Origin of the sequence: Streptomyces coacervatus, assembly GCF_029223485.1 — a bacterium.
Lineage (GTDB): Bacteria > Actinomycetota > Actinomycetes > Streptomycetales > Streptomycetaceae > Streptomyces > Streptomyces coacervatus.
In genome coordinates this window covers 1-18,758 of record NZ_JARHTP010000030.1, presented here as the reverse complement: position 1 = coordinate 18,758, position 18,758 = coordinate 1, and the positions used below count along the sequence as shown (strand labels likewise).

Below are 18,758 nucleotides of genomic sequence, written 5' to 3'. Positions count from 1 at the left end.
GTCTCAGACGCCCGCGTACGAGTGCTTGCCGGAGACGAAGATGTTGACGCCGTAGTAGTTGAACAGCCAGCAGCCGAAGGCGATCAGGGCCAGGTAGGCGGCCTTGCGGCCCTTCCAGCCGGCGGTGGCGCGGGCGTGCAGGTAGCAGGCGTAGGCGACCCAGGTGATGAACGCCCAGGTCTCCTTCGGGTCCCAGCCCCAGTAGCGGCCCCAGGCCGACTCGGCCCAGATCGCGCCCGCGATGATCGTGAACGTCCACAGCGGGAAGACGGCCGCGTTGATGCGGTACGAGAACTTGTCCAGGGAGGAGGAGGCGGGCAGCCGCTCCAGGAAGGACGTCGCGAAGCGGCCGGGGGTGCCGCCGTTCTCCAGCTTGGTCTCGTACGAGTCCTTGAAGAGGTAGAGCAGCGTGCCGACGGCGCCCACGTAGAAGACCGCGCCGCACAGGATGGCGGTGGAGACGTGGATGTAGAGCCAGTACGAGTGGAGGGCGGGAACCAACTGGTCACTGGCGGTGTACAGGACGGTGACGGCGATGCCGAGGTCGAGGAGGACCGTGGTGATCAGGAACAGCCCGAGCCAGCGGATGTTCTTCTTCAGCGCGAGCAGCGTGAGGTACACGCCCACGGCGACGGTGGAGAAGGTGATGTTGAACTCGTACATGTTGCCCCACGGCGCCCGCTCCACCGAGGCCGCGCGAGCGACCACACCACCGAGGTGGATGAGAAAGGCGAGCACGGTGAGCGAGATGGCGATACGCCCGTAGAGGTCGCCCTGCTCGTCCCCGCCGTGCGCCCCGGGCCCGTCGGGCACGTCACGCGCCCCGGCCGAGGCCCGTACGACGACCTTGGGCCGCTCCAGCACGGCGGTGCCGCCGGCCTTCTTCACGGTGACGGCCGGGGCCCCCTTGGCCTTCTCCGCCCCGGTGGTCAGCGCGGCGGCGGTGCGGCCGACCCTGCTGCGGCTGCCGAAGAGCCATTCGGCGATGTACGCGAAGAAGGCCAGCGTGTAGACGGCCATCGCGGAGTAGATCAGCGTGTTGCTGATGTTCGCGAGGTGTTCGTTGGTGGCCGTGGCCAACTCGGTTCCGGCGGCGAGAGTCACTTCGTCTCAGCCCCTTCGGCAGGTACGACTTCGGAGTCGGGGGTGGTCTTGTCGTCTTGGTCTGCGGAGCCGGCGTCGGGTTCGGCGTCGGAGTGGTCGTCTGTGTCGTCATCGGGCTCGGGCGCGCCCGGCGCCCGGTCGTACAGGATCCCGGCGAGGTCGCCGAGTTCCTCGGGCACCTTGGCGGACTCGCTGCGGCCGAGGCCGGCCATCTCCACGACCGTCACACCGTCGGCGCCCTTGACCGCCCGTACCCATACGCGGCGGCGCTGGATGAACAGGGAGCCGGCGAGGCCGAAGATCGCCGCGAGGGAACCGGCAAGGGCCCAGTCGGTGCCGGGCTGCTGGACGACCTGGAAGTTGGCCCACTCCTTGGTGGACTCGTAGGTGATCGTGCCGGCGCCGTTCGGGAGCTTCATGGTCTGGCCGGGCTTCAGGTTGTCCCTGAGCTGGGCGCCCTTGGCGTCCTTGAACGCCTTCACATGCGACTTGTCGAGCTGGTACACGCTCTGCGGGATACCGGAGTTGACGCCGAGGTCGCCGTGGTACGGCGTCAGGTTCAGCACCGGGTTCTGCAGCGCGGGGAAGGTGGAGGCGGTCTCGCTGCCCTTGGTGTAGGTCGGCAGGAAGAAGGCCGAGATGCCCAGCTGTTCGCTGACGCCCTGGGCGTTCTTGTAGCCGTCGAGGACCTTGACCACACCGGTGGAGGTGACGTTGGAGTCGAGCGGGAGGAGCGGTACGGCATCCCGGTAGACGACGTTGCCCTTGCCGTCGCGGACGGTGATGACGGGGGCGTAGCCGTGGGCGGTGAGGTAGACCTTGGCGCTGCCGATCTGCAGCGGCTCGTTGACCTTGACGAGGTCCTTCTTGTCCTTGCCGTAGGCGCCCTCGCTGTAGGTGAGGGCGGCCTGGAAGGTACGCGCGGTGCCCCTGTTCGGGCCGTTCGTCTCGTAGGTGCCGGTGAACTTGTCCAGGGTGAAGCTGAACGGCAACAGGTCGTCGCTGCTGAAAAGGTTGCCGGACTTGAAGTCGTCGTAGGAGATGAGGGTGTTGGAGAAGCCGTCGCCGTCGCCCTCGACGACCAGCTTGTTGCCCTCGGACTTGAAGAGCTGGCCCCAGGCGAAGGCGATCAGCATCACGATCAGCGCGATGTGGAAGGCGAGGTTGCCGACCTCGCGCAGATAGCCCTTCTCCGCGGCGACGGCGTCACCGGCGAGGTGGGCGCGGAAGCGGCGCTTGTTCAACAGCGCAAGCGCGGCCTCGCGGACCTGCTCCGGCTCGGCCTCGGTGCGCCAGGTCGTGTAGGCGGGCAGCCGGGTCAGGCGCTTGGGGGCGCCCGGCGGGCGGCCGCGCAGCTGGCCGACGAACTGCCAGGTGCGCGGGATGATGCAGCCGATGAGGGAGACGAACAGCAGGATGTAGATCGCGGAGAACCACACCGAGCTGTAGACGTGGAAGAGGCCGAGCTTGTCGTAGACCGGCGCGAGGAAGGTGTGCGCCTTGCGGAAGTCGGCGACCTTCGTCTCGTCGATGCCGGACTGCGGGATCAGCGAACCGGGGATCGCGCCGAGGGAGAGGAGCAGAAGCAGAAGCAGCGCGACCCGCATGGAGGTGAGCTGCCGCCAGAACCAGCGGGCCCAGCCGATGACACCCAGGCCGGGCAGGTTCCCCAGCTCCTCCCTGGGAGCGGTGGACAGCTGGGAGCCGGCGGCACCGAGGTCCGCGTCGTCGGCCCGCTCGGGGGTCGTGCCGGTGCTGGTGGTCTCGCTCATCGATCAGATCCCCACAGTGAAGCCGGCGGACCAGGACTGCATGTCCTGCACGATGCGGTCCCACGCACCGGTGAGCAGCAGCAGACCGGTCACGATCATCATCGTGCCGCCGATCCGCATCACCCAGACATAGTGGCGCTTGACCCAGCCGAAGACCCCGAGTGCCTTGCGGAAGGCGACCGCGGCGAGCACGAAGGGCACACCGAGACCGAGGCAGTAGGCGACGGTCAGTAGGGCGCCGCGGCCCGCGCTGCCCTGCTGTGCGGACAGGGTCAGCACGGAGGAGAGGGTCGGACCGATGCACGGGGTCCAGCCGATGCCGAACAGCGCGCCCAGCAGCGGGGCTCCCGCGAGGCCTGACACCGGCCGCTTGTGGAGGCGGAACTCGCGCTGGGTCATCCAGGGCATCAGGCCCATGAAGAAGACGCCCATGAGGATCATGAGCACGCCCAGCACCTTCGACAGGACGTCCTTGTTCTCCTGGAGGGTGTCGCCGAAGTAGCCGAACAGGGCGCCGCCGGAGACGAACACGGCGGTGAAGCCGAGCACGAAGAGGGAGGCCCCGGCGACCATGCGCCCGCGCCGGGCCTCGGCGAGGTCGGTGCCGGCGACTCCGGTGACGTACGCCAGATAGCCGGGTACGAGCGGCAGGACGCACGGGGAGAAGAAGGAGACGAGTCCGCCGAGCAGCGCGATGGGCAGGGCGAGCAGCAGGGCGCCGTGGAGCACCGTGGTGTTGTAGCCCGTCTCGGCGGCGAGCGTGGTGACTGAGGTCACGTCACTTCTCCGCGAGAACGGGGGCGATCATCTTGCGCAGCTTGTCCTCGCTGAGCGCGGCCAGCGAGCGGGCGGCGATCCTGCCGTCCCGGTCGAGGACGAGCGTGGAGGGGACCGCCTGCGGGTTGAGCGTGCCCTTCTTGAAGCGGAGCATCAGCTTGCCCGTGGGGTCGTACAGGCTCTCGTAGGTGACGCCCTGCTGCTTCTCGAAGGCGACCGCGTTCTGGGTGCTGGTGTCGCGGGTGTTGATGCCGACGAACTGCACGCCCTTGGCCTTGAGGTCCTGGTAGACCTTCTCGAAGTTCGGCGCCTCGGCGCGACAGGGGGCACACCAGGAGCCCCATACGTTCAGGACGACGATCTTGCCCTTGTAGGACGAGACGTCGAGCTGTCCCCCGTTGACCGTCTTGCCGGACAGCTCGGGCGCCGCGGCCCGCTCCCCCTTCTTCGCGGTGGAGATGCCGTCCTTGCCCATGACGAAATTGGTGTCACCGCCCCCGCCGGAGGTCCCTCCGGACGAGCAGGCGGACATCAGCAGCGCGGTGACCGCGGCACCGGCGGTGGTCAGGACGACTCGGCGACGTGCGCGGTTCGAGCGCACGGGGGCGCGGCTTGCGGCACTCATGTGAAAAGTTTCGCATGCCCGTTCCGGGGATCTTGCGCACCCCCCTCAAGGGAGCCTTGCCGCCCGAAATCCGCATTTCAGGCGGCCTGCCCGGTGGGCGAGGAGGAGCCGGACGGGGTGGCCTGAAGGAAGGTCTTCCAGCCGCCGACCGGCTGCTGACCGACACCGAGGGTGCGCAGCTTGGCGAGCACCTCCGGCTTCTGTACGTCCATCCAGTCGACGAACTGCCGGAAGGAGACGAGGCGTACGTCCGCGCCCTTCTCCTTCTGCTGCGCGATGTGCTTGAACGCCTGCTCCACGGCGTCCATGTAGATGCCGCCGTTCCAGTGCTCGAAGTGGTTGCCTATGAAGAAGGGTGCACGGTTTGTCTCGTATGCCCGCTTGAAGCCGGCTATGTAGGCCCCGGCGGCCTGCTCGCGCCAGGTCGGGTAGTTGTAGGCGGGCGCGTTGGTCGAGGCTTTCGACTGGTTGGCGAGCATGTTGTAGTCCATCGAGAGGACCTGGAAGCTGTGGCCGGGGAAAGGTATCCCCTGCAACGGCAGGTCCCACAGCCCCTGCTTCTTCTGCGGCCACACCTGCAGACCACCGGGCGAGGAGGCGTCGTAGCGCCAGCCGAGCTCCTTGGCGGTGGGCAGCAGGTTGTTCTGGCCGAGCAGGCAGGGCGTGCGGCCGCCGACGAGCTCCTTCTCGTAGTCGAAGGGCAGTGACGGCATGTCGGTCCAGCCGGTGTTGGTCCGCCACTCCTTCACAAAGGCCTTGGCCTGCGCTATCTCGCTCCTCCACTGCACGGGCGTCCAGTTGCCGACGGTGCCGTAGCCGGAGCAGAAGTGGCCGTTGAAGTGGGTGCCTATCTCGTGGCCTTCGAGCCAGGCGCGGCGGACGTTGGTGAGCGTGGACTTGACGTGCTCGTCGGTGAGGTAGCCGATGTCGGAGGCGCCGCGCGGGTTGTTCGGCGGGTTGTAGAGGCGCTTCTTCGACTCGGGCAGCAGATAGAGCCCGGAGAGGAAGAAGGTCATGGACGCGCCGTGCTGCTTGGCGAGGTCGAGGAAGCGCGGGAAGAGACCGTTGCCGACCTCGCCGGCCCCGTCCCAGGAGAAGATCACGAACTGCGGCGGGGTCTGCCCCGGCTCCAACGGCTCGGGCTTGGCGGGCTGGTGGGGCTGCTTGCCGGTGTACGAGGTCGAGCCGTCGCCGATCGGGCGCGCCGAGTTCTTCTTGCTGCCGGATCCGTCGCCATTGGAACCCGAACCATGGCTCGACCCGTCTGACGGCGTGAGGGTGCCGCAGCCGGAGAGTCCGACGGCGGCCGCGGCGCCCGCGCCGAGACCCAGCATTCCCCTGCGAGTGAGAGCGCTACGAGTGCGCATTCCAGCCCCGATCGTCATGTCCTGTGGTGGTCACCCATTCAGAGGACATGACGATGGGGGAGGTTCCTCTCGATCACGTTGATCTGGCAACAAATGTCACGAGCGTGTCATAGGAACCCAAAGGGGATGCAATGTGCCCGAAGGGGCGCGAGGCTGTGCATCACGCGAGGCTGTGCATCAGCGGAGCGCTCACGCCCCGAACGCCTTGTCCTTCCCCTTCACCGGCTTGGCGCCCGCGAGGAGATGGGCCGGGACGAGGTCGCGGGCCGGCTCGCTGTAGCCGACGGACACGAGCTTGTCGCCCTGGTAGGTGAAGGACGTCAGCGAGGCGAGCGTGCACTGCCGCTTGCGCGGGTCGTGCCACAGCCGCCGCTTCTCGACGTACGACCGGACGATCCAGACGGGCAGCTGGTGACTGACGAGGACGGCCTCGTGCCCCCGCGCCTGGTCCTTGGCGGCGTCCAGCGCCTGCATCATCCGTACGACGATGTCGACGTACGGCTCGCCCCACGACGGCTTGAACGGGTTGACGAGGTGCTTCCAGTTCCCCGGCTTGCGCAGCGCCCCGTCCCCGACGCCGAAGGTCTTGCCCTGGAAGACGTTGTCGGCCTCGATGAGCCGCTCGTCGGTGGCGAGGTCGAGCCCGTGCGCCTTGGCGACCGGGGTCGCCGTCTCCTGGGCCCGCTCCAGCGGGGAGGCGCAGACGTAGGTGATGTCGCGGGGTGCGAGATGCTCGGCGACCCGGTCGGCCATCTGCCGCCCGAGTTCGGAGAGGTGGTACCCGGGGAGCCGCCCGTACAGGACCCCGTCCGGATTGGCGACCTCGCCGTGCCGCATGACATGTACGACGGTGATGTCACTGCCGGTGTCGCTGGTGATGTCGCTCATGCTGCCGTGGCCTCCGCCGCCGCTCGGGCCGCCGCCGGGAGGGCGTCGGCGATGCGCTGCACGGCCTGTTCGTCGTGGGCCGTGGACACGAACCAGGACTCGAAGGACGAGGGCGGCAGATAGACGCCCTGCGCCAGCATCGAGTGGAAGAAGGCGGTGAAGCGGAAGGACTCCTGCTTCTTGGCGTCCTCGTAGTCGCGGACCTCCCGGTCCGTGAAGAAGACGGAGAACATGTTGGAGGCGTTCTGCAGCCGGTGCGCGACGCCTTCCTTGGTGAGCGCATCGGTGACCAGCGACTGGATCGTCTGCGACACGGTGTTGACCTTGTCGTAGGCGGCGTCGTCGAGGAGGCGCAGCTGGGCGAGGCCGGCCGCGGTGGCGACCGGGTTCCCGGAGAGGGTGCCTGCCTGGTAGACGGGCCCGGCGGGCGCGAGGTGCGCCATGATGTCCGCGCGACCGCCGAAGGCGGCGGCGGGGAACCCGCCCCCCATGACCTTCCCGAAGGTCATGAGATCGGGCCGGACCCCGTCGATCCCGAACCACCCCGCCCGACTGGTCCGGAAACCTGTCATGACCTCATCGGAGATAAAGAGAGCGCCATTCTTCGAGCAGGCGTCCTTGAGCCCCTGGTTGAACCCGGGCCGGGGCGGCACGACGCCCATGTTCCCGGGCGAGGCCTCCGTGATCACGCAGGCGATCTCGCCGGGGTGCCGGTGGAAGGCCTCGTGCACGGACTCCAGGTCGTTGTACGGCAGCACGATGGTGTCGCCGGCCTGGGCTCCGGTGACACCGGGCGTGTCGGGAAGCGCGAACGTGGCCACGCCGCTCCCCGCCGCGGCGAGCAGCGAGTCGACGTGACCGTGATAACACCCGGCGAACTTGATCACTTTGCTGCGCCGGGTGAACCCACGGGCGAGCCGGATGGCGCTCATGGTCGCCTCGGTCCCGCTGCTGACGAGCCGCACCTGCTCGACGGGCTCGACCCGCTCGACGATCTCCTCCGCGAGCGCGACCTCGCCCTCACCGGGCGTACCGAAGGAGGTACCGCGCGAGACGGCGTCCTGAACTGCGGCGATGACCTCGGGGTGGGAGTGCCCGAGGATCATCGGCCCCCAGGAACACACCAGGTCGACGTACTCCCGCCCGTCCGCATCCGTCAGATACGGACCGGTGCCGGACACCATGAACCGTGGCGTACCGCCCACGGCCCGGAAGGCACGCACCGGGGAGTTCACGCCGCCGGGCGTGACGGCCGCAGCCCGGTCGAACAGTGCCTGCGAGACAGGCGCTTCGTATGAATAAGGCAGTGAATTGGGCAGTTCGCTCATGACCTGCGACTTCTCCGACCTTCTCCGACTTCTCGGGCTCCGGTTGCAAGGGACCTCCTCAGGGTAGGCCAGGGGGCACGGGCGGCAGCGGCCGCTGGGGCCGGCCCGAGCGAGAGCCGCGGCCCGGCGCGATCTGCGAAACTGGGTACTGGAAACTGGGTGCTGATACACACAGCTCATACGGCCCCGGCGTACGTATAGGTGTACGGATGGATGTACGACCGGATTGACGACCGGGTGCGCGGCCAGGTGTACGACGAGGTGTACGGAGGCTTGTTCAGAGGCTGCGAAGATCCTGCGGACAGGTGTTTCAGCGCACGTTTCGGCGGGCGGCCGTGGGGGAGGTCACTGACACGATGATCGGGTTGCGCGGCGGGGCCTGCGCGTCCTAGAAAAGCAGTCGGGTGGAGATATGCATCGCGGTGGCGGACTGGGCGAGGGGACTGACGACCTGGGTCCTCGACGTGCCCATCGGGGAAGGCACCGACGCGAGGCGGAGGAAGCTACCGCGGCACGTCAGGGACAGGGTGCACCGAGCGAGCCCGAGCAGATCGACCGGCGGATCGACCGCCGGGCCGACGCGCTCCGGGCGGGGAGCAGGAATGGTGGTCGGGTGGGGGTGACGTACAAGTACTTCGGCGCGCCGGACGGCGCGACCGCGGCCCGCGTCCCGATCTCGATGCGCCCCGAGGAACTCGGCGGCGACGAGCTCGGCATGAACGGCATGTTCACCAAGATCAAGCCGGAGACGATGGCGGCGATGGTCCTGACGGGCATCGAAGGCGTCCCGCTCCACAAGGTCCCGCCGCTGGAGCTTGTAGTCCTGCACCCCGACTACGCGGTGGTCAAACTCCCCATGACGGTCGTCGACCCCCTGCGCGGCATAGGCGAGGAGGCGGTGGGCGCGGCGGCGTTCATCTGGTCGACGGTGCCGGATCGCGGGGGGCCGCGGGATGCGTTCAATGTGTACCAACTGCTGCACGAGTGGCAGGACTTCAGCCATCGGTTGCATGAGGCGGGGCATCAGCCGTACTGCCTGGTGTGGCCCTGACCTGGGGTTTCATCGGTAGCGGGCGGGGTCTTCGGGCCTCGCCCTTTTTGGTGCCGGAGAGGGGCCGTCAGGCGGCCAGGGCACATTGAGGGCACATTGGTTTGGCTGGGGGTGCTGATGCGCCCTGGGCGGCGGGCGGGTCGCCGCCGTCTTCCGCTTCCGCCTCGGCTTCCGTTTCCGTTTCCGTGAAGGCGTCGTCGATCGCCTTGCGGGTGCGGGTCTCGCTGGACGGCAGCAGGTGTGTGTACGTCCGAAGCGTGAAACCCGGGTCCGAGTGACCGAGGTACTCGGAGAGCGCCTTGATGCTCTCCCCCGCGTCCAGGAGTACGGAGGCGTAGGCGTGCCGGAGGGTGTGCATGCCATCTTCCGGAGCCGCCTGGAGGTAGCGCGCGCCGCGCTCGCGGGGAGGGATCACACCAACCGCGGCCAGGGCGCGCTTCCAGCCGCCCATGTTGAAAACGCTGCGGTTGTAGGCCCGGCTCTTCTTGTCGACGAAGAGGAGGCGGAACGTCTTCGGCTCACCGTCCGGCTTACCCCAGGGCAGGGTGACCTCGACCGGCGGGATCTGCTTCATGTGGAGCTTGAGGGCGGCGGCGAGCTGCGCAGGCAGGGGCACTGACCGGATCTTGTTGCCCTTGGGCAGGGCGAAGACCTGCTGGCGCGGGAGGCCACAGGACAGTGACGGCACCGGGCTCACCATGCTCCTGGACGCCGCACTCACCGCGGTCGCCTTCGCGCTGCACTGGCACCGCACCCGCCAGCACGCCCAGCAGGAGGCGGCAGCCGAACAGGCCCTCCTCCACCTGCAGACCGCGTACGCGCAGACCGCCGAGCCCGTCCTGGTCGACCTCGCCAGCCGGGCACCCGGCCCGCAGACCAAGCGCCGCTTCGCCCACCACCTTCAGGATGTGGTTCCGGAGCACGCCGAGCGCATCCTCAACGACCCCGCTTGGGACGCACTCGCCACCGTGCTCGCCGAGGCAGAGGCAGCAGGACACAAGGCAGCCACCGTCCTCGGCCAAGCGCTGCACCAACGTGCCCTGGATGACGCCCGCAGTCCCGCCCGCGCGCTGACCTGGCGTATCCGCCGCCTCGGCGAGCGCCACGTTCCCGGTCCTTGGGCCCAGGCAGCCAGGGCGCACAGTGCCAGGCAACGGCCCAGCGTGCCGGTCCCCCCTGCCACAGCCACCACTCTGCCCCCGCAGGCGGCACCGACACGGCGGCGCTGATCAGGCCGGGGCGGACAGCCTGGGCGCGAGGAGCTCCAGGGCTTCCTCCCAGCGGTAGCGGTCGGCCCCGCCGCCGGCCTTTGGCCGGTGCGGTTCGTACGAGCCGATCAGGACGCCCATCTCGCGTAGCCGTTCCACACTCTGGCGGTACGCGGGGTGGGCGGCCTGCGCTGAGTTCAGGTACGGCAGCACGGCGACCGGGATGTCCATGGCGGGTGCTTCGCACAGGACGCCCAGGGCGAGATTGTCGGAGATCCCGGCGGCCCACTTGTTGATGGTGTTGAAGCTGGCCGGGGCGACCGCGATCGCGTCCGCGGGCCGGGTCGGGCGCGGTTCGCCCGGTGATCGCCAGGCCGAGCGGATGGGGCGGCCGGTCTGGGACTCGACCGCCTCCGCGTCGAGGAAGCCGAGTCCTTGTGGGGTGGCAATGACGCCGACGTCCCAGTGCCGTTCCTGTGCTGCGGTGATCAGCTTGCCGACGTCGGCGGCGACCCCGGCCGCGCATACCACGATCTGTAGGAACGGCTTGTCGGGCTGATCACTCACGCGGGCACTCCCAGTTGGCGGCTGAAGTGGTGCAGCTCGGGCAGTGCCCGGCGGCGGTCGCGGGCTGCCATGTCGGCGACCAGTTCGCGTACGGCCGGGCGGCGGATGTCCTGTGCCGCGCAGCTCTCGGCGATACGCAGGGCCTGGTAGCCCTCGGCGAGCCTGCCCTGCTGACTGTAGGCGCGGGCCGTCTCCACCCACAGCGCGGCCCGGCGCTCGGGGACAGGAATGTGCCGCCGCATGAGCGGCCGTGCGGTTTCCAGGGCGATGCCGGCGTCACCGAAGGAGACGGCTGCGCTGATCTCGTGGAGGGCGACGTTGGTGGGACTGAAGTTCGCCCAGGCGTCCGGCCGGTCGAAGGCGACATAGCGAGCCACTTCCTTGGCTTCGGTGAGGAAGTCCTGGGTGGTGTCACGGTCGCCGTTTCTGCTGGCGGCGGTCGCCCCGCGGAGCAACAGCAGACCAACCGCGGCCAGGTACCGGGGCGAACGCTGGTCGTAGGAGCCGGTGAGCTGGTCGGCAGTGTGGCGGACCATGTTCACGGCCTGGGCCGTGTGCTTCTCCCGCACGAGGACGTGCGCGTGGACGCGGACACTGGCGGCGAGGACGACAGGATCCCCGGACCGTTCCGCCTCGGCCATGGCCCGACCGGCCGCGAGCCAGGCGTTGCCCTGATCGGCCCGCTTCAGCAACAGGCTCACCGACGTCTGGTAGGCGGTCGCGAGCAGCCCGGACACCTCCGCCGAGCCGGATGAGCCTCCGGCGGCCTGCCGCAGGTCGGCGATCAGACCCGGCAAGGTCTGCTCCAGTTCCGCGTAGTCGCACGTGCAGAACATCCGGCGTACGGCCCGTGCCCGGTCCCGCAGCTCGTCGAGGCCCAGGGCTTGCCCGGGGGCCGCGGGGCTCGTGCCTGGCAACAGGACTTGGATCAGGTCGTGATGTGCCGCGCTCGACGACGGCGGAGCCGCGAGCGCGGCGACGCTCGCGGCAAGGAAGGTACGGCGGTGCATGTCCTCTGTTCCGGGCTCGGCGGGGCTGGCATCAGAAGCGGCGGCGAGGCCGAGACGTTGCGGCGGAATCTCCAGCACCTGCGCGATCTCGCGCAGCACTCGCACGTCCTCGGTACCCCTGCCACCCTCCAGGCGGCTCACCTTCGACTGGTGATACCCAAGCGCGGCAGCAACGTCCCTCTGCGAGCGCCGCTGTAACACGCGTGCCTGACGGATCACTTCGCCGATCCGTCTCGCTTCACTCTGTGCCTCGGCCATCTGTGCCACGGCCCCTTCTGCCGTCGCCGATCCTGCCTGCTCAACCGAGAGTAACCGAGCGGCATTTGGCAGTGATGCAGCTCCTGCATAAGTGATGCAGCCCCGGCACACCAACTGGTTCCGCTCACCTCCGGAGCGGTTGCGTGGAGTGGCCGAACCAACCAGGAGGCCGCTCATGGAAGCGCATCACATCCGGATTCCCGTCTCCGGCACGCCAGCTGCCGCAGCGTCCGCGCGTCAGCAGCTCGCGGACGGGATACGGGCTTTCGGCGCCTTCCTCGGCCCCGAACTCCTGGACGCGGCAGAGCTGGTGGCCGCAGAGCTCATCGCGAACGCGGTCCGGCACGCAAACGGCGGCCCGATCACGGCCAGCGCCTGCCTGAGCGACAAGGAACTGCGGATCGAGGTGAACGACGCCAACCCCGCCGTCCCACAGGTCGGCCTGTCGGATGTGGACGAGGAAGGCGGACGCGGGCTGTTCCTCGTCGCAGCACTCGCGGACCGCCACGGCTTCGATCCGCTGCCACCCGGCAAACGCTGCTGGGCCGAGTTCAAGGTCAGCACCCCACCATCCACCGCATCACACCTGCCCCTGCAGAGGAGTTGACCGTTGACAGCCGTACGCATTCCCCCCGTCGCCGCAGAAGTGGTCGCCGTGCGACCCGGCAGCCCACTCGCCGGCTCCATCACCGTCGACGGCTCCAAGAACGCGGCCCTGCCCCTGCTGGCCGCCGCCGCGGCCCTGCACCGCCCGGTGCATCTGAGCAACGTCCCGTCGAACACGGACGTCGAGACCATGCTCACCCTGCTCCAACAGGCCGGCTGGCACACCGCCCGCCCCGTCAGCGACCCGCACACCACCGTGATCCTGCCGAGCGACAAGCCCCAGCCAGGCCCTGATCCCGAGGTCGCCGCCCGCATCCGGGCCTCGTACTACCTCGTACCGGCCCTGCTCGGCGCGTACGGGCGAGCCAGGCTGCCTTGGCCGGGCGGCTGCCGGATCGGGGAACGCGGGATGGAGCAGCACTTCAAGGTCTACGAGCGCTTCGGTGACCGCACGACCGTAGACGGCCACGGATACGTCGTGGAAGCAGCCACCGGTGGGACCGAAACGGTGTCTGTGGTGCTGCCTTTCCGTTCTCGCGGGGCGAGCATCGCCGCCCTCCTGCGCGCGGTCGTAGCCGGCCGACCCCTGCGCCTTGGCCACCCCAACCTCTCGCCTGAAGTCATCAGCGTCGTAGAGGCGTTGCAGGTGGCGGGATGGGCGTGCCGAGTCAGTGAGTCGGTCCTGACGCTGTCACCACCCACTTCCGTCTCGACGGAGACCACCGTCTGGGCGGTGCCCGGCGACAAGGTCGAAGCCGGGACGCTGGCGTGTGCGGTCGCGGCGACCGGCGGGGGTGCACACATCCGGGGCGTACGCGTCGACGACGTCGCTCCCCTGGTCTCAGCCTTGAACTGGCTGGGAGTCCCAGCCGACGTCGAGGGCGATGCCTTCACCGTCCGGGCCCACGACGCCGAGCCGACCGGGCGATCGTTGCGCGCCATCGCCTCCCTCTCCCCCGGCGGCTTGGACGCCGACTTCGAACCACCGCTGATGGCCCTCGCCCTCGGACTGCCCGGAACTCACCTGTTCGCCGACACCATCAACCCCGGCCGACACGGCAACCTGCTCCCCCAGCTCACACGCCTCGGCGCCGAGATCCACGAACTCTCGCCCACCGAATGCAGCCTCACCGGACCGCAGCAGCTGACAGGCGCCGGCGTGGAGGCCACCGACATCCGCACCGGCTCAGCCCTGCTCATCGCCGGCCTCACCGCGCACGGCGTCACCACCCTCGGCGGCCTCGAACAGCTCCGGCGCGGGCACGCCGATCTGCCCACCAAGCTGCATGCCCTGGGCGCCGACATCTGCGAGGTCACTCCATGACCCGGCAGCTCCAGCGAATCACTGCCACGACCGACGTCCACTCCTCCTTCGACCGAGCCACGTCGATGCTCGCCTACCTCCACGCCGCCAGGGCCCAGAGCCTGATGGTGGACTGCGGCGACTTCTTCGAAGGCACCGGCTTCTACCGCTTCGGCCAGGGGCAGATCGAGCGCGAGGTTCTCACCAGCCTGTACGACCTGCTCGCCCCCGGAAACCACGGCTGGCCGCACTACTTCGAACCGCAGTTGCACGCGATGACCGTGTGCGCGAACACAGCCGACGGCAGCGGCAGGCCGCTCTTCGACCGCGTGCGCATCGAGCGCATCGGTGGCCGGCGAGTTGCCGTCACCGCGGTAATCGGCCTGCAAGCCTTCAACGCGATCCCTGCCAACCAGCGCACGGGCCACCACGTCACCGACCCCACCCAGGCCCTGCGCGAGGTGATGCTGGAGCACCATCACCGTGCCGACGCCTGGATGGTGCTGTCCCACTCGGGCTTCGACGAGGACCTGAAGCTGGCCGCCGCCTGCCCGTTCGCGGACGTCATCTTCGCCGGACACTGCCACAGCGACACCTACGGCCCCGTGCCCGTCGGTGACACCCTCGTCGTAAAGGGCCACGAACTCGGCGTCGGGTACGCCACCGCCGAGCCGGTCGGGGCCGGCTGGGCCGTCCGCGTAGGCGCCTTCCCCGACACGTCCCTGATCCCCGAGGACCTCGCCCTACTACAGGAGAAGATCGCCCTCATCGGCAACACCCTCGGGAGCCGACTCGGCATCGTGAACGAGCCGTATCTCAATACCCTGTTGGACCGGCGCCTCCTCTTGGGCGAGATCGCCACCCGCCTGCACACCGGCCTCGGAGCGGACGCGGTCATCCTCAACGAGACCGCTCTACGCCCCGTACCGCTGGGCGATGTCCTCACTCTCGGCGACCTGCTCGCCATCGAGCCCTTCGGCAACCAGCTCGTCCACGCCTTCTTCCCCGACGATCAGTCCGAGGACGACGCCAAGCTGCTCGCTCATCTCGTCGAACACGTCGGCCCCTTGGCAGTCGCGCCCACGCCCCTTCCACCCACAGCGCGCATCGTGCTGACCACCGACTACATCGCCGACACCTATCTCTGCGGCCGCACTCATCAAGCCGGACTGCGTCTGGGCCAGGCGGTGCGCAGCGTCCTGGCGGCCCCGTTCGCTGACGCTGCCGACGCTCTTCAAGGGGGCGCTCAATGATCCTCACCGGGCCCGAGATCAACACGGCCGTCGCCGACGGACGCCTTCGCATCACCCCGTTCGACCCGAAGCAGACCAACCCCAACAGCTACAACGTCCGCCTGGGCGCCACCCTGCTGACGTACGCCACCAAGGTCATCGACGCCCACCACGCCAACCCCACGCACACGATCCGAATCGACACGGACGGATACGTCCTCCAGCCCGGCGAGCTGTACCTCGGCCACACCGTCGAGGAGGTCGGCTCGGACCTCTTCATCCCACTGCTCTTCGGCCGCTCCTCGGTCGGACGACTGGGGTTATTCGTCGAGATCACCGCCCCTATCGGTGACATCGGCTTCCACGGCCAGTGGACTCTGATGCTCTCCCCCATCCGCCCTCTGCGGGTGTACGCGGGCATGAAGATCGGGCAGATCATGTTCTTCGTCTCCACCGGGGACGTCGAGCTGTACCGAGGCAAGTACCAGGGCGCCGCCGGCCCTCAGCCTTCCTGCTACTGGCGGGATGCGGCACACGTGCAGGCGGGCGCCTCGTGATCCTCACCGGCTCCGCCATTGCCGCCGCCGTCAGCGCAGGCGAGATCGCCATCGCGCCCTACGACCCGGCACGCCTGTCCCCCAATGCCTACGACTGGCGGCTGGGCGACACGATCCGCATCTGCGACGGCGACCTGGACGCCGCCGCCCCCACCGCCTTCACCGAACTGGCCATCCCCGCCTCCGGATTGGTCCTGCAGCCCGGCGTGCTCTACCTCGGCGTCACGCTGGAGAGGACCGGCTCGGAAACGTATGCCCAACTTCTCAACGGCAACCGCACCATCGGCGCCCTCGGCATCTGGGTCCACGTCTCCGCGCCACTCGGTCACCAGGGCCACGCGATCCGCTGGACCTTGGAGATCCACGCTGCCAAGCCCGCCCGGGTCTATCCGGGAATGACCTTCGGCAAGCTCGTCTTCCTCACCACCCTCGGCACCCCGGCCAGCTACCAGCAACAGCGCGCCAAGTACGCCGCCACGCACGGCATCGACATCTCCCGCCTGTACGAAGAGATCCCCCAAGGAGCGCTGTGAGCCCCCTCGTCCGCCCGGCCGCGGGGCCGCTGGCCGCCACCTTCCTCGACCTCCCAGCCGGCAGCCCCGGCGGCAGCGTCGAACTCTTCCTCGACCTGTACACCGGCGACAAGCCCCTCATCCCCGCACGAGCCTTCATGCTGGCCCCCACCCCCCCCAAACCCCACCTCCCCGCCGGGCTCGACCTGCTGGCGGTCGCCGGCAAGTGCCTGGAGGGCGCCGCCTTCAGCCGCTACGTCGCAGCCCTGCGCCGGGCGCTGGTGACCGCGATCGATCCAGCCCAGATCGGGGTACTCCACCTGCAGCACCTCACCTTCGGCGCCACGCCCGCCCTGCTCCGGGCTATGCCCGCCCACCCCAGGATCGCCTTGGTCCACGGCACCGACCTGATCTTCGCCGAGGCACACCGCGACCAGCTCCAAGTCCTGCGCGAGACGGCGAGGGCCGCCGACGCAATCGTCGTCCCCACCGGCGCGATGGCCGACCGCCTTCTCAAGCTCGCCCCGCAGATCGACCGCCGCAAGATCGTCCGCATTCCATGGGGCATCCCCGACCATCTGCTCACCGATCCGCCGACGCGGCCCGCCAGCATCTCCACCAGCCACCTACGACTGCTCTACGCAGGCAGGCTGACCGCCGAGAAGGGCGCAGAGCACCTGATCACGGGCCTGCCGCCCATTCCAGGAGTCGAGCTGAGCATCGCCGCCCCCAGAGCCCAGTTCCGCGCCTTGGCCCCGCTCCTCCAACGGACCGGAGTGCGGGCCCGGTACCTCGGCTGGCTCCGCCGTCCACAGTTGTGGAAAGCCTTCGCCGAGCACGACGTCCTGGTCATGCCGTCCACCACCCTGGAAGCCATGGGCCTGGTCGCGCTGGAGGCCCAAGCCTGCGGCCTGCCTGTCCTGTACCAACCCGTTCCCGGCCTCAACGAAGTCCTCTCCGCGTCGGCAGTGGCCACCGACTTCACCCACTCCGCCGTGCTCACCCGCGACCTCGACCGCCTACGGAACGCCTCCGGCCTGCTGCCCGCCCTGCGACGGGCGGGCCACGCGAACGCCGCCCGTTACCCCCTCTCCACTACCGCCCAGGCCCTGGCCGACCTTGGCCGCCAGCTCGCCTGAGACACACGCCGACCAGCCCCCGCAGCCGACGTCCGACACGCCATTGCCCCACTGGTGCAGCCCGCGTCACTACGCTGATCCGGCGGGTTGGCCACGGCGAACAGGGAGACCATGACGTACAGCACCGACCGCATCGAAGCCCTCCTGAACGAAGGCGTCCGCGACAAGGTCTACCCCGGCGCCGTATGGGCAGTCGGTGACGCCACCGGCACCCGCGCCCACGGCGCCACCGGGGTCCTAGACCCCAACGAGCCGAACGTGCCGATGCAGCCCGACACCGTCTTCGACGCCGCAAGCCTCACCAAGATCCTCGCCGTGTGGGCCTCGATCGGAGCTCTTTGGGAGGAAGGCAAGCTCGACCTCGACACCGCGCTCGGTGGCTTCTGGTCCGAAGTCCACGGCCACCCACTCGGCGCCGTGACCGCCCGCCATTTGCTGACCCACACGGCCGGGGCACCGCTCCGCGCGCAGCTCAAGAACCTCTACGGCACCGACCCCCAGGACATCCGCGACGGAGTCCTCCACGAGGCCCTGTACCGTCCGCCCGGCGAAGCCGTCGAGTACACCGACCGAGCTGCCCTCATCCTCGGCTATCTGGCCGAGCACCTTTCCGGACAGGGCCTCGATCAGCTCGCCAGGGAGCGGATTTGGCAGCCGCTGGGCATGCACTCCACCCGCTTCGGCCCCCTGCCCGCCGAGATCACCACGCGGTGCGCACCGACCGAACTCGACCAGGACACCGATACCCACCTCAAGGGCGTGGCCCACGATTTCTCCGCTCGCCTCCTAGGCGGAGTGTGCGGGATCGCCGGCGCCTTCACCGTCCTCGACGACCTCGCCGTCTTCCTGCGCTACATGCTGGACACCTCAACCAGCCACGGGCAAGCCGTATTCGGCCCCGACTGGACCAGGCAGTCACTAACCGTCCAGACCGGCACCCTGGAACCAGTGCGCGGCCTGTTCTGGCACCCCGCCCCTGGCACGCACCCCGCTGAGGACATCTGGGTCCACTACGGCTTCACCGGCACCGGCATGTGGATCTCACCCCGGCAGCGGCGGTGGGCGGTGCTACTGACCAACAAGCTCTACTACACCCGTGACCGCCAGCCCCTGACCGAAATCCGTAACGCCTTCCGTGACCTGGCCTTCCCCTGATCCCAACGGGGATCGGTGCTCGGCGCCGTATCTGCCTATTTGCCTGGGAACATCACCGGCAGCAACGTCGTCAATACCGCCAGACCAGCGCTGACTGTGCTGCGGTACAACCACGCACCCACCATGACAACAGCTCCCATAGCGAGCGATATGGGCACGTGCCACACGCGGCGGGCGTGTCAGTGATCTTGTGTAAGTCGCCTGGTTTCATTGGATGCTGAGCCGGTCCTCGAAGAAGAGTGAGAACTGGTTCAGTGCCTCTTTCCAGTGTGCGGCGACGTGGTTCGCGTCGCGCGCTT

At 68.8% G+C, this 18,758-nt stretch carries 17 protein-coding genes and 2 pseudogenes; 9 read left to right on the top strand and 10 right to left on the bottom strand.

Annotated features, from left to right (window positions below):
• Nucleotides 1–3: 3 nt before the first annotated feature.
• The 7 genes from ccsB to hemL all read right to left on the bottom strand — a co-directional run bounded on the left by ccsB (nucleotide 4) and on the right by hemL (nucleotide 7,861).
• Nucleotides 4–1,104 carry a c-type cytochrome biogenesis protein CcsB gene (gene ccsB, locus P2Q00_RS46375; protein ID WP_275780912.1) on the bottom strand — a complete coding sequence of 367 codons (1,101 nt, stop codon included), beginning with the start codon at nucleotides 1,102–1,104 and terminating at the stop codon, nucleotides 4–6.
• Nucleotides 1,101–2,876 (bottom strand): cytochrome c biogenesis protein ResB, encoded by a 1,776-nt coding sequence (gene resB, locus P2Q00_RS46370; protein WP_275780911.1) that lies wholly within the window; start codon nucleotides 2,874–2,876, stop codon nucleotides 1,101–1,103. The genes ccsB and resB overlap by 4 nt, the downstream gene beginning before the upstream one ends.
• Nucleotides 2,877–2,879: 3 nt before the next feature.
• Complete coding sequence (locus P2Q00_RS46365) at nucleotides 2,880–3,653, bottom strand: cytochrome c biogenesis CcdA family protein (RefSeq protein ID WP_275780910.1); 774 nt, start codon at nucleotides 3,651–3,653, stop codon at nucleotides 2,880–2,882.
• A gap of 1 nt (nucleotide 3,654) precedes the next feature.
• Nucleotides 3,655–4,278 carry a TlpA family protein disulfide reductase gene (locus tag P2Q00_RS46360; RefSeq protein WP_275780908.1) on the bottom strand — a complete coding sequence of 208 codons (624 nt, stop codon included), beginning with the start codon at nucleotides 4,276–4,278 and terminating at the stop codon, nucleotides 3,655–3,657.
• Between the two features lie 77 nt (nucleotides 4,279–4,355).
• On the bottom strand, nucleotides 4,356–5,645 hold the full coding sequence (locus tag P2Q00_RS46355; RefSeq protein ID WP_275780907.1) for a polysaccharide deacetylase family protein: 1,290 nt from the start codon (nucleotides 5,643–5,645) through the stop codon (nucleotides 4,356–4,358).
• A gap of 189 nt (nucleotides 5,646–5,834) precedes the next feature.
• The gene (locus P2Q00_RS46350; RefSeq protein ID WP_275780906.1) at nucleotides 5,835–6,533 is read right to left on the bottom strand and encodes a histidine phosphatase family protein; all 699 of its coding nucleotides are present in this window, start codon (nucleotides 6,531–6,533) and stop codon (nucleotides 5,835–5,837) included.
• Nucleotides 6,530–7,861, bottom strand: a complete 1,332-nt coding sequence (hemL, locus tag P2Q00_RS46345) for a glutamate-1-semialdehyde 2,1-aminomutase (protein WP_275780905.1) — start codon at nucleotides 7,859–7,861, stop codon at nucleotides 6,530–6,532. Before hemL ends, P2Q00_RS46350 begins: the two co-directional genes overlap by 4 nt.
• A gap of 412 nt (nucleotides 7,862–8,273) precedes the next feature.
• On the opposite strand from hemL, the gene P2Q00_RS46340 reads away from it, so the two are divergent.
• Nucleotides 8,274–8,912 carry a hypothetical protein gene (locus P2Q00_RS46340; protein ID WP_275780904.1) on the top strand — a complete coding sequence of 213 codons (639 nt, stop codon included), beginning with the start codon at nucleotides 8,274–8,276 and terminating at the stop codon, nucleotides 8,910–8,912.
• 67 nt (nucleotides 8,913–8,979) lie between these two features.
• On the opposite strand, the pseudogene P2Q00_RS46335 reads toward P2Q00_RS46340, so the two are convergent.
• Nucleotides 8,980–9,564, bottom strand: a pseudogene (locus tag P2Q00_RS46335) (tyrosine-type recombinase/integrase); the annotation flags it as partial.
• Between the two features lie 4 nt (nucleotides 9,565–9,568).
• Between P2Q00_RS46335 and P2Q00_RS46330 the strand changes: the two are divergent.
• Nucleotides 9,569–10,141, top strand: a pseudogene (locus P2Q00_RS46330) (mobilization protein); the annotation flags it as partial.
• On the opposite strand, the gene P2Q00_RS46325 reads toward P2Q00_RS46330, so the two are convergent.
• Both P2Q00_RS46325 and P2Q00_RS46320 read right to left on the bottom strand, forming a co-directional pair.
• Nucleotides 10,142–10,687 (bottom strand): flavoprotein, encoded by a 546-nt coding sequence (locus tag P2Q00_RS46325; protein ID WP_275780903.1) that lies wholly within the window; start codon nucleotides 10,685–10,687, stop codon nucleotides 10,142–10,144.
• Nucleotides 10,684–11,955 carry a helix-turn-helix domain-containing protein gene (locus P2Q00_RS46320; RefSeq protein ID WP_275780901.1) on the bottom strand — a complete coding sequence of 424 codons (1,272 nt, stop codon included), beginning with the start codon at nucleotides 11,953–11,955 and terminating at the stop codon, nucleotides 10,684–10,686. Before P2Q00_RS46320 ends, P2Q00_RS46325 begins: the two co-directional genes overlap by 4 nt.
• 175 nt (nucleotides 11,956–12,130) lie before the next feature.
• On the opposite strand from P2Q00_RS46320, the gene P2Q00_RS46315 reads away from it, so the two are divergent.
• From P2Q00_RS46315 to P2Q00_RS46285, 7 genes are all read left to right on the top strand, one after another.
• The gene (locus tag P2Q00_RS46315) at nucleotides 12,131–12,562 is read left to right on the top strand and encodes an ATP-binding protein (protein ID WP_275780900.1); all 432 of its coding nucleotides are present in this window, start codon (nucleotides 12,131–12,133) and stop codon (nucleotides 12,560–12,562) included.
• A gap of 39 nt (nucleotides 12,563–12,601) precedes the next feature.
• Nucleotides 12,602–13,885 carry a carboxyvinyltransferase gene (locus tag P2Q00_RS46310; protein ID WP_275781000.1) on the top strand — a complete coding sequence of 428 codons (1,284 nt, stop codon included), beginning with the start codon at nucleotides 12,602–12,604 and terminating at the stop codon, nucleotides 13,883–13,885.
• Complete coding sequence (locus P2Q00_RS46305) at nucleotides 13,882–15,117, top strand: metallophosphoesterase (protein WP_275780899.1); 1,236 nt, start codon at nucleotides 13,882–13,884, stop codon at nucleotides 15,115–15,117. The genes P2Q00_RS46310 and P2Q00_RS46305 overlap by 4 nt, the downstream gene beginning before the upstream one ends.
• Entirely contained in the window at nucleotides 15,114–15,653 is a 540-nt protein-coding gene (gene dcd, locus P2Q00_RS46300) for a dCTP deaminase (RefSeq protein WP_275780898.1), read from the top strand. The genes P2Q00_RS46305 and dcd overlap by 4 nt, the downstream gene beginning before the upstream one ends.
• A complete protein-coding gene (locus P2Q00_RS46295) occupies nucleotides 15,650–16,186 on the top strand; it encodes a dCTP deaminase (protein WP_275780897.1) in 537 nt (178 codons plus the stop codon). Before dcd ends, P2Q00_RS46295 begins: the two co-directional genes overlap by 4 nt.
• Nucleotides 16,183–17,304 carry a glycosyltransferase family 4 protein gene (locus P2Q00_RS46290; RefSeq protein ID WP_275780896.1) on the top strand — a complete coding sequence of 374 codons (1,122 nt, stop codon included), beginning with the start codon at nucleotides 16,183–16,185 and terminating at the stop codon, nucleotides 17,302–17,304. The genes P2Q00_RS46295 and P2Q00_RS46290 overlap by 4 nt, the downstream gene beginning before the upstream one ends.
• A 111-nt stretch (nucleotides 17,305–17,415) precedes the next feature.
• Nucleotides 17,416–18,459, top strand: coding sequence for a serine hydrolase domain-containing protein (locus P2Q00_RS46285; protein WP_275780895.1), 1,044 nt, complete (start codon nucleotides 17,416–17,418; stop codon nucleotides 18,457–18,459).
• Nucleotides 18,460–18,758 lie beyond the last annotated feature (299 nt).

What these genes read in the sequence shown, in the direction of transcription:
- resB (WP_275780911.1), bottom strand. Translation starts at nt 2,876, where the DNA reads ATGAGCGAGACCACCAGCACCGGCACGACCCCCGAGCGGGCCGACGAC.
- P2Q00_RS46360 (WP_275780908.1), bottom strand. Translation starts at nt 4,278, where the DNA reads ATGAGTGCCGCAAGCCGCGCCCCCGTGCGCTCGAACCGCGCACGTCGC.
- P2Q00_RS46355 (WP_275780907.1), bottom strand. Translation starts at nt 5,645, where the DNA reads ATGCGCACTCGTAGCGCTCTCACTCGCAGGGGAATGCTGGGTCTCGGC.
- P2Q00_RS46350 (WP_275780906.1), bottom strand. Translation starts at nt 6,533, where the DNA reads ATGAGCGACATCACCAGCGACACCGGCAGTGACATCACCGTCGTACAT.
- hemL (WP_275780905.1), bottom strand. Translation starts at nt 7,861, where the DNA reads ATGAGCGAACTGCCCAATTCACTGCCTTATTCATACGAAGCGCCTGTC.
- P2Q00_RS46340 (WP_275780904.1), top strand. Translation starts at nt 8,274, where the DNA reads ATGCATCGCGGTGGCGGACTGGGCGAGGGGACTGACGACCTGGGTCCT.
- P2Q00_RS46320 (WP_275780901.1), bottom strand. Translation starts at nt 11,955, where the DNA reads ATGGCCGAGGCACAGAGTGAAGCGAGACGGATCGGCGAAGTGATCCGT.
- P2Q00_RS46315 (WP_275780900.1), top strand. Translation starts at nt 12,131, where the DNA reads ATGGAAGCGCATCACATCCGGATTCCCGTCTCCGGCACGCCAGCTGCC.
- P2Q00_RS46305 (WP_275780899.1), top strand. Translation starts at nt 13,882, where the DNA reads ATGACCCGGCAGCTCCAGCGAATCACTGCCACGACCGACGTCCACTCC.
- dcd (WP_275780898.1), top strand. Translation starts at nt 15,114, where the DNA reads ATGATCCTCACCGGGCCCGAGATCAACACGGCCGTCGCCGACGGACGC.
- P2Q00_RS46285 (WP_275780895.1), top strand. Translation starts at nt 17,416, where the DNA reads ATGACGTACAGCACCGACCGCATCGAAGCCCTCCTGAACGAAGGCGTC.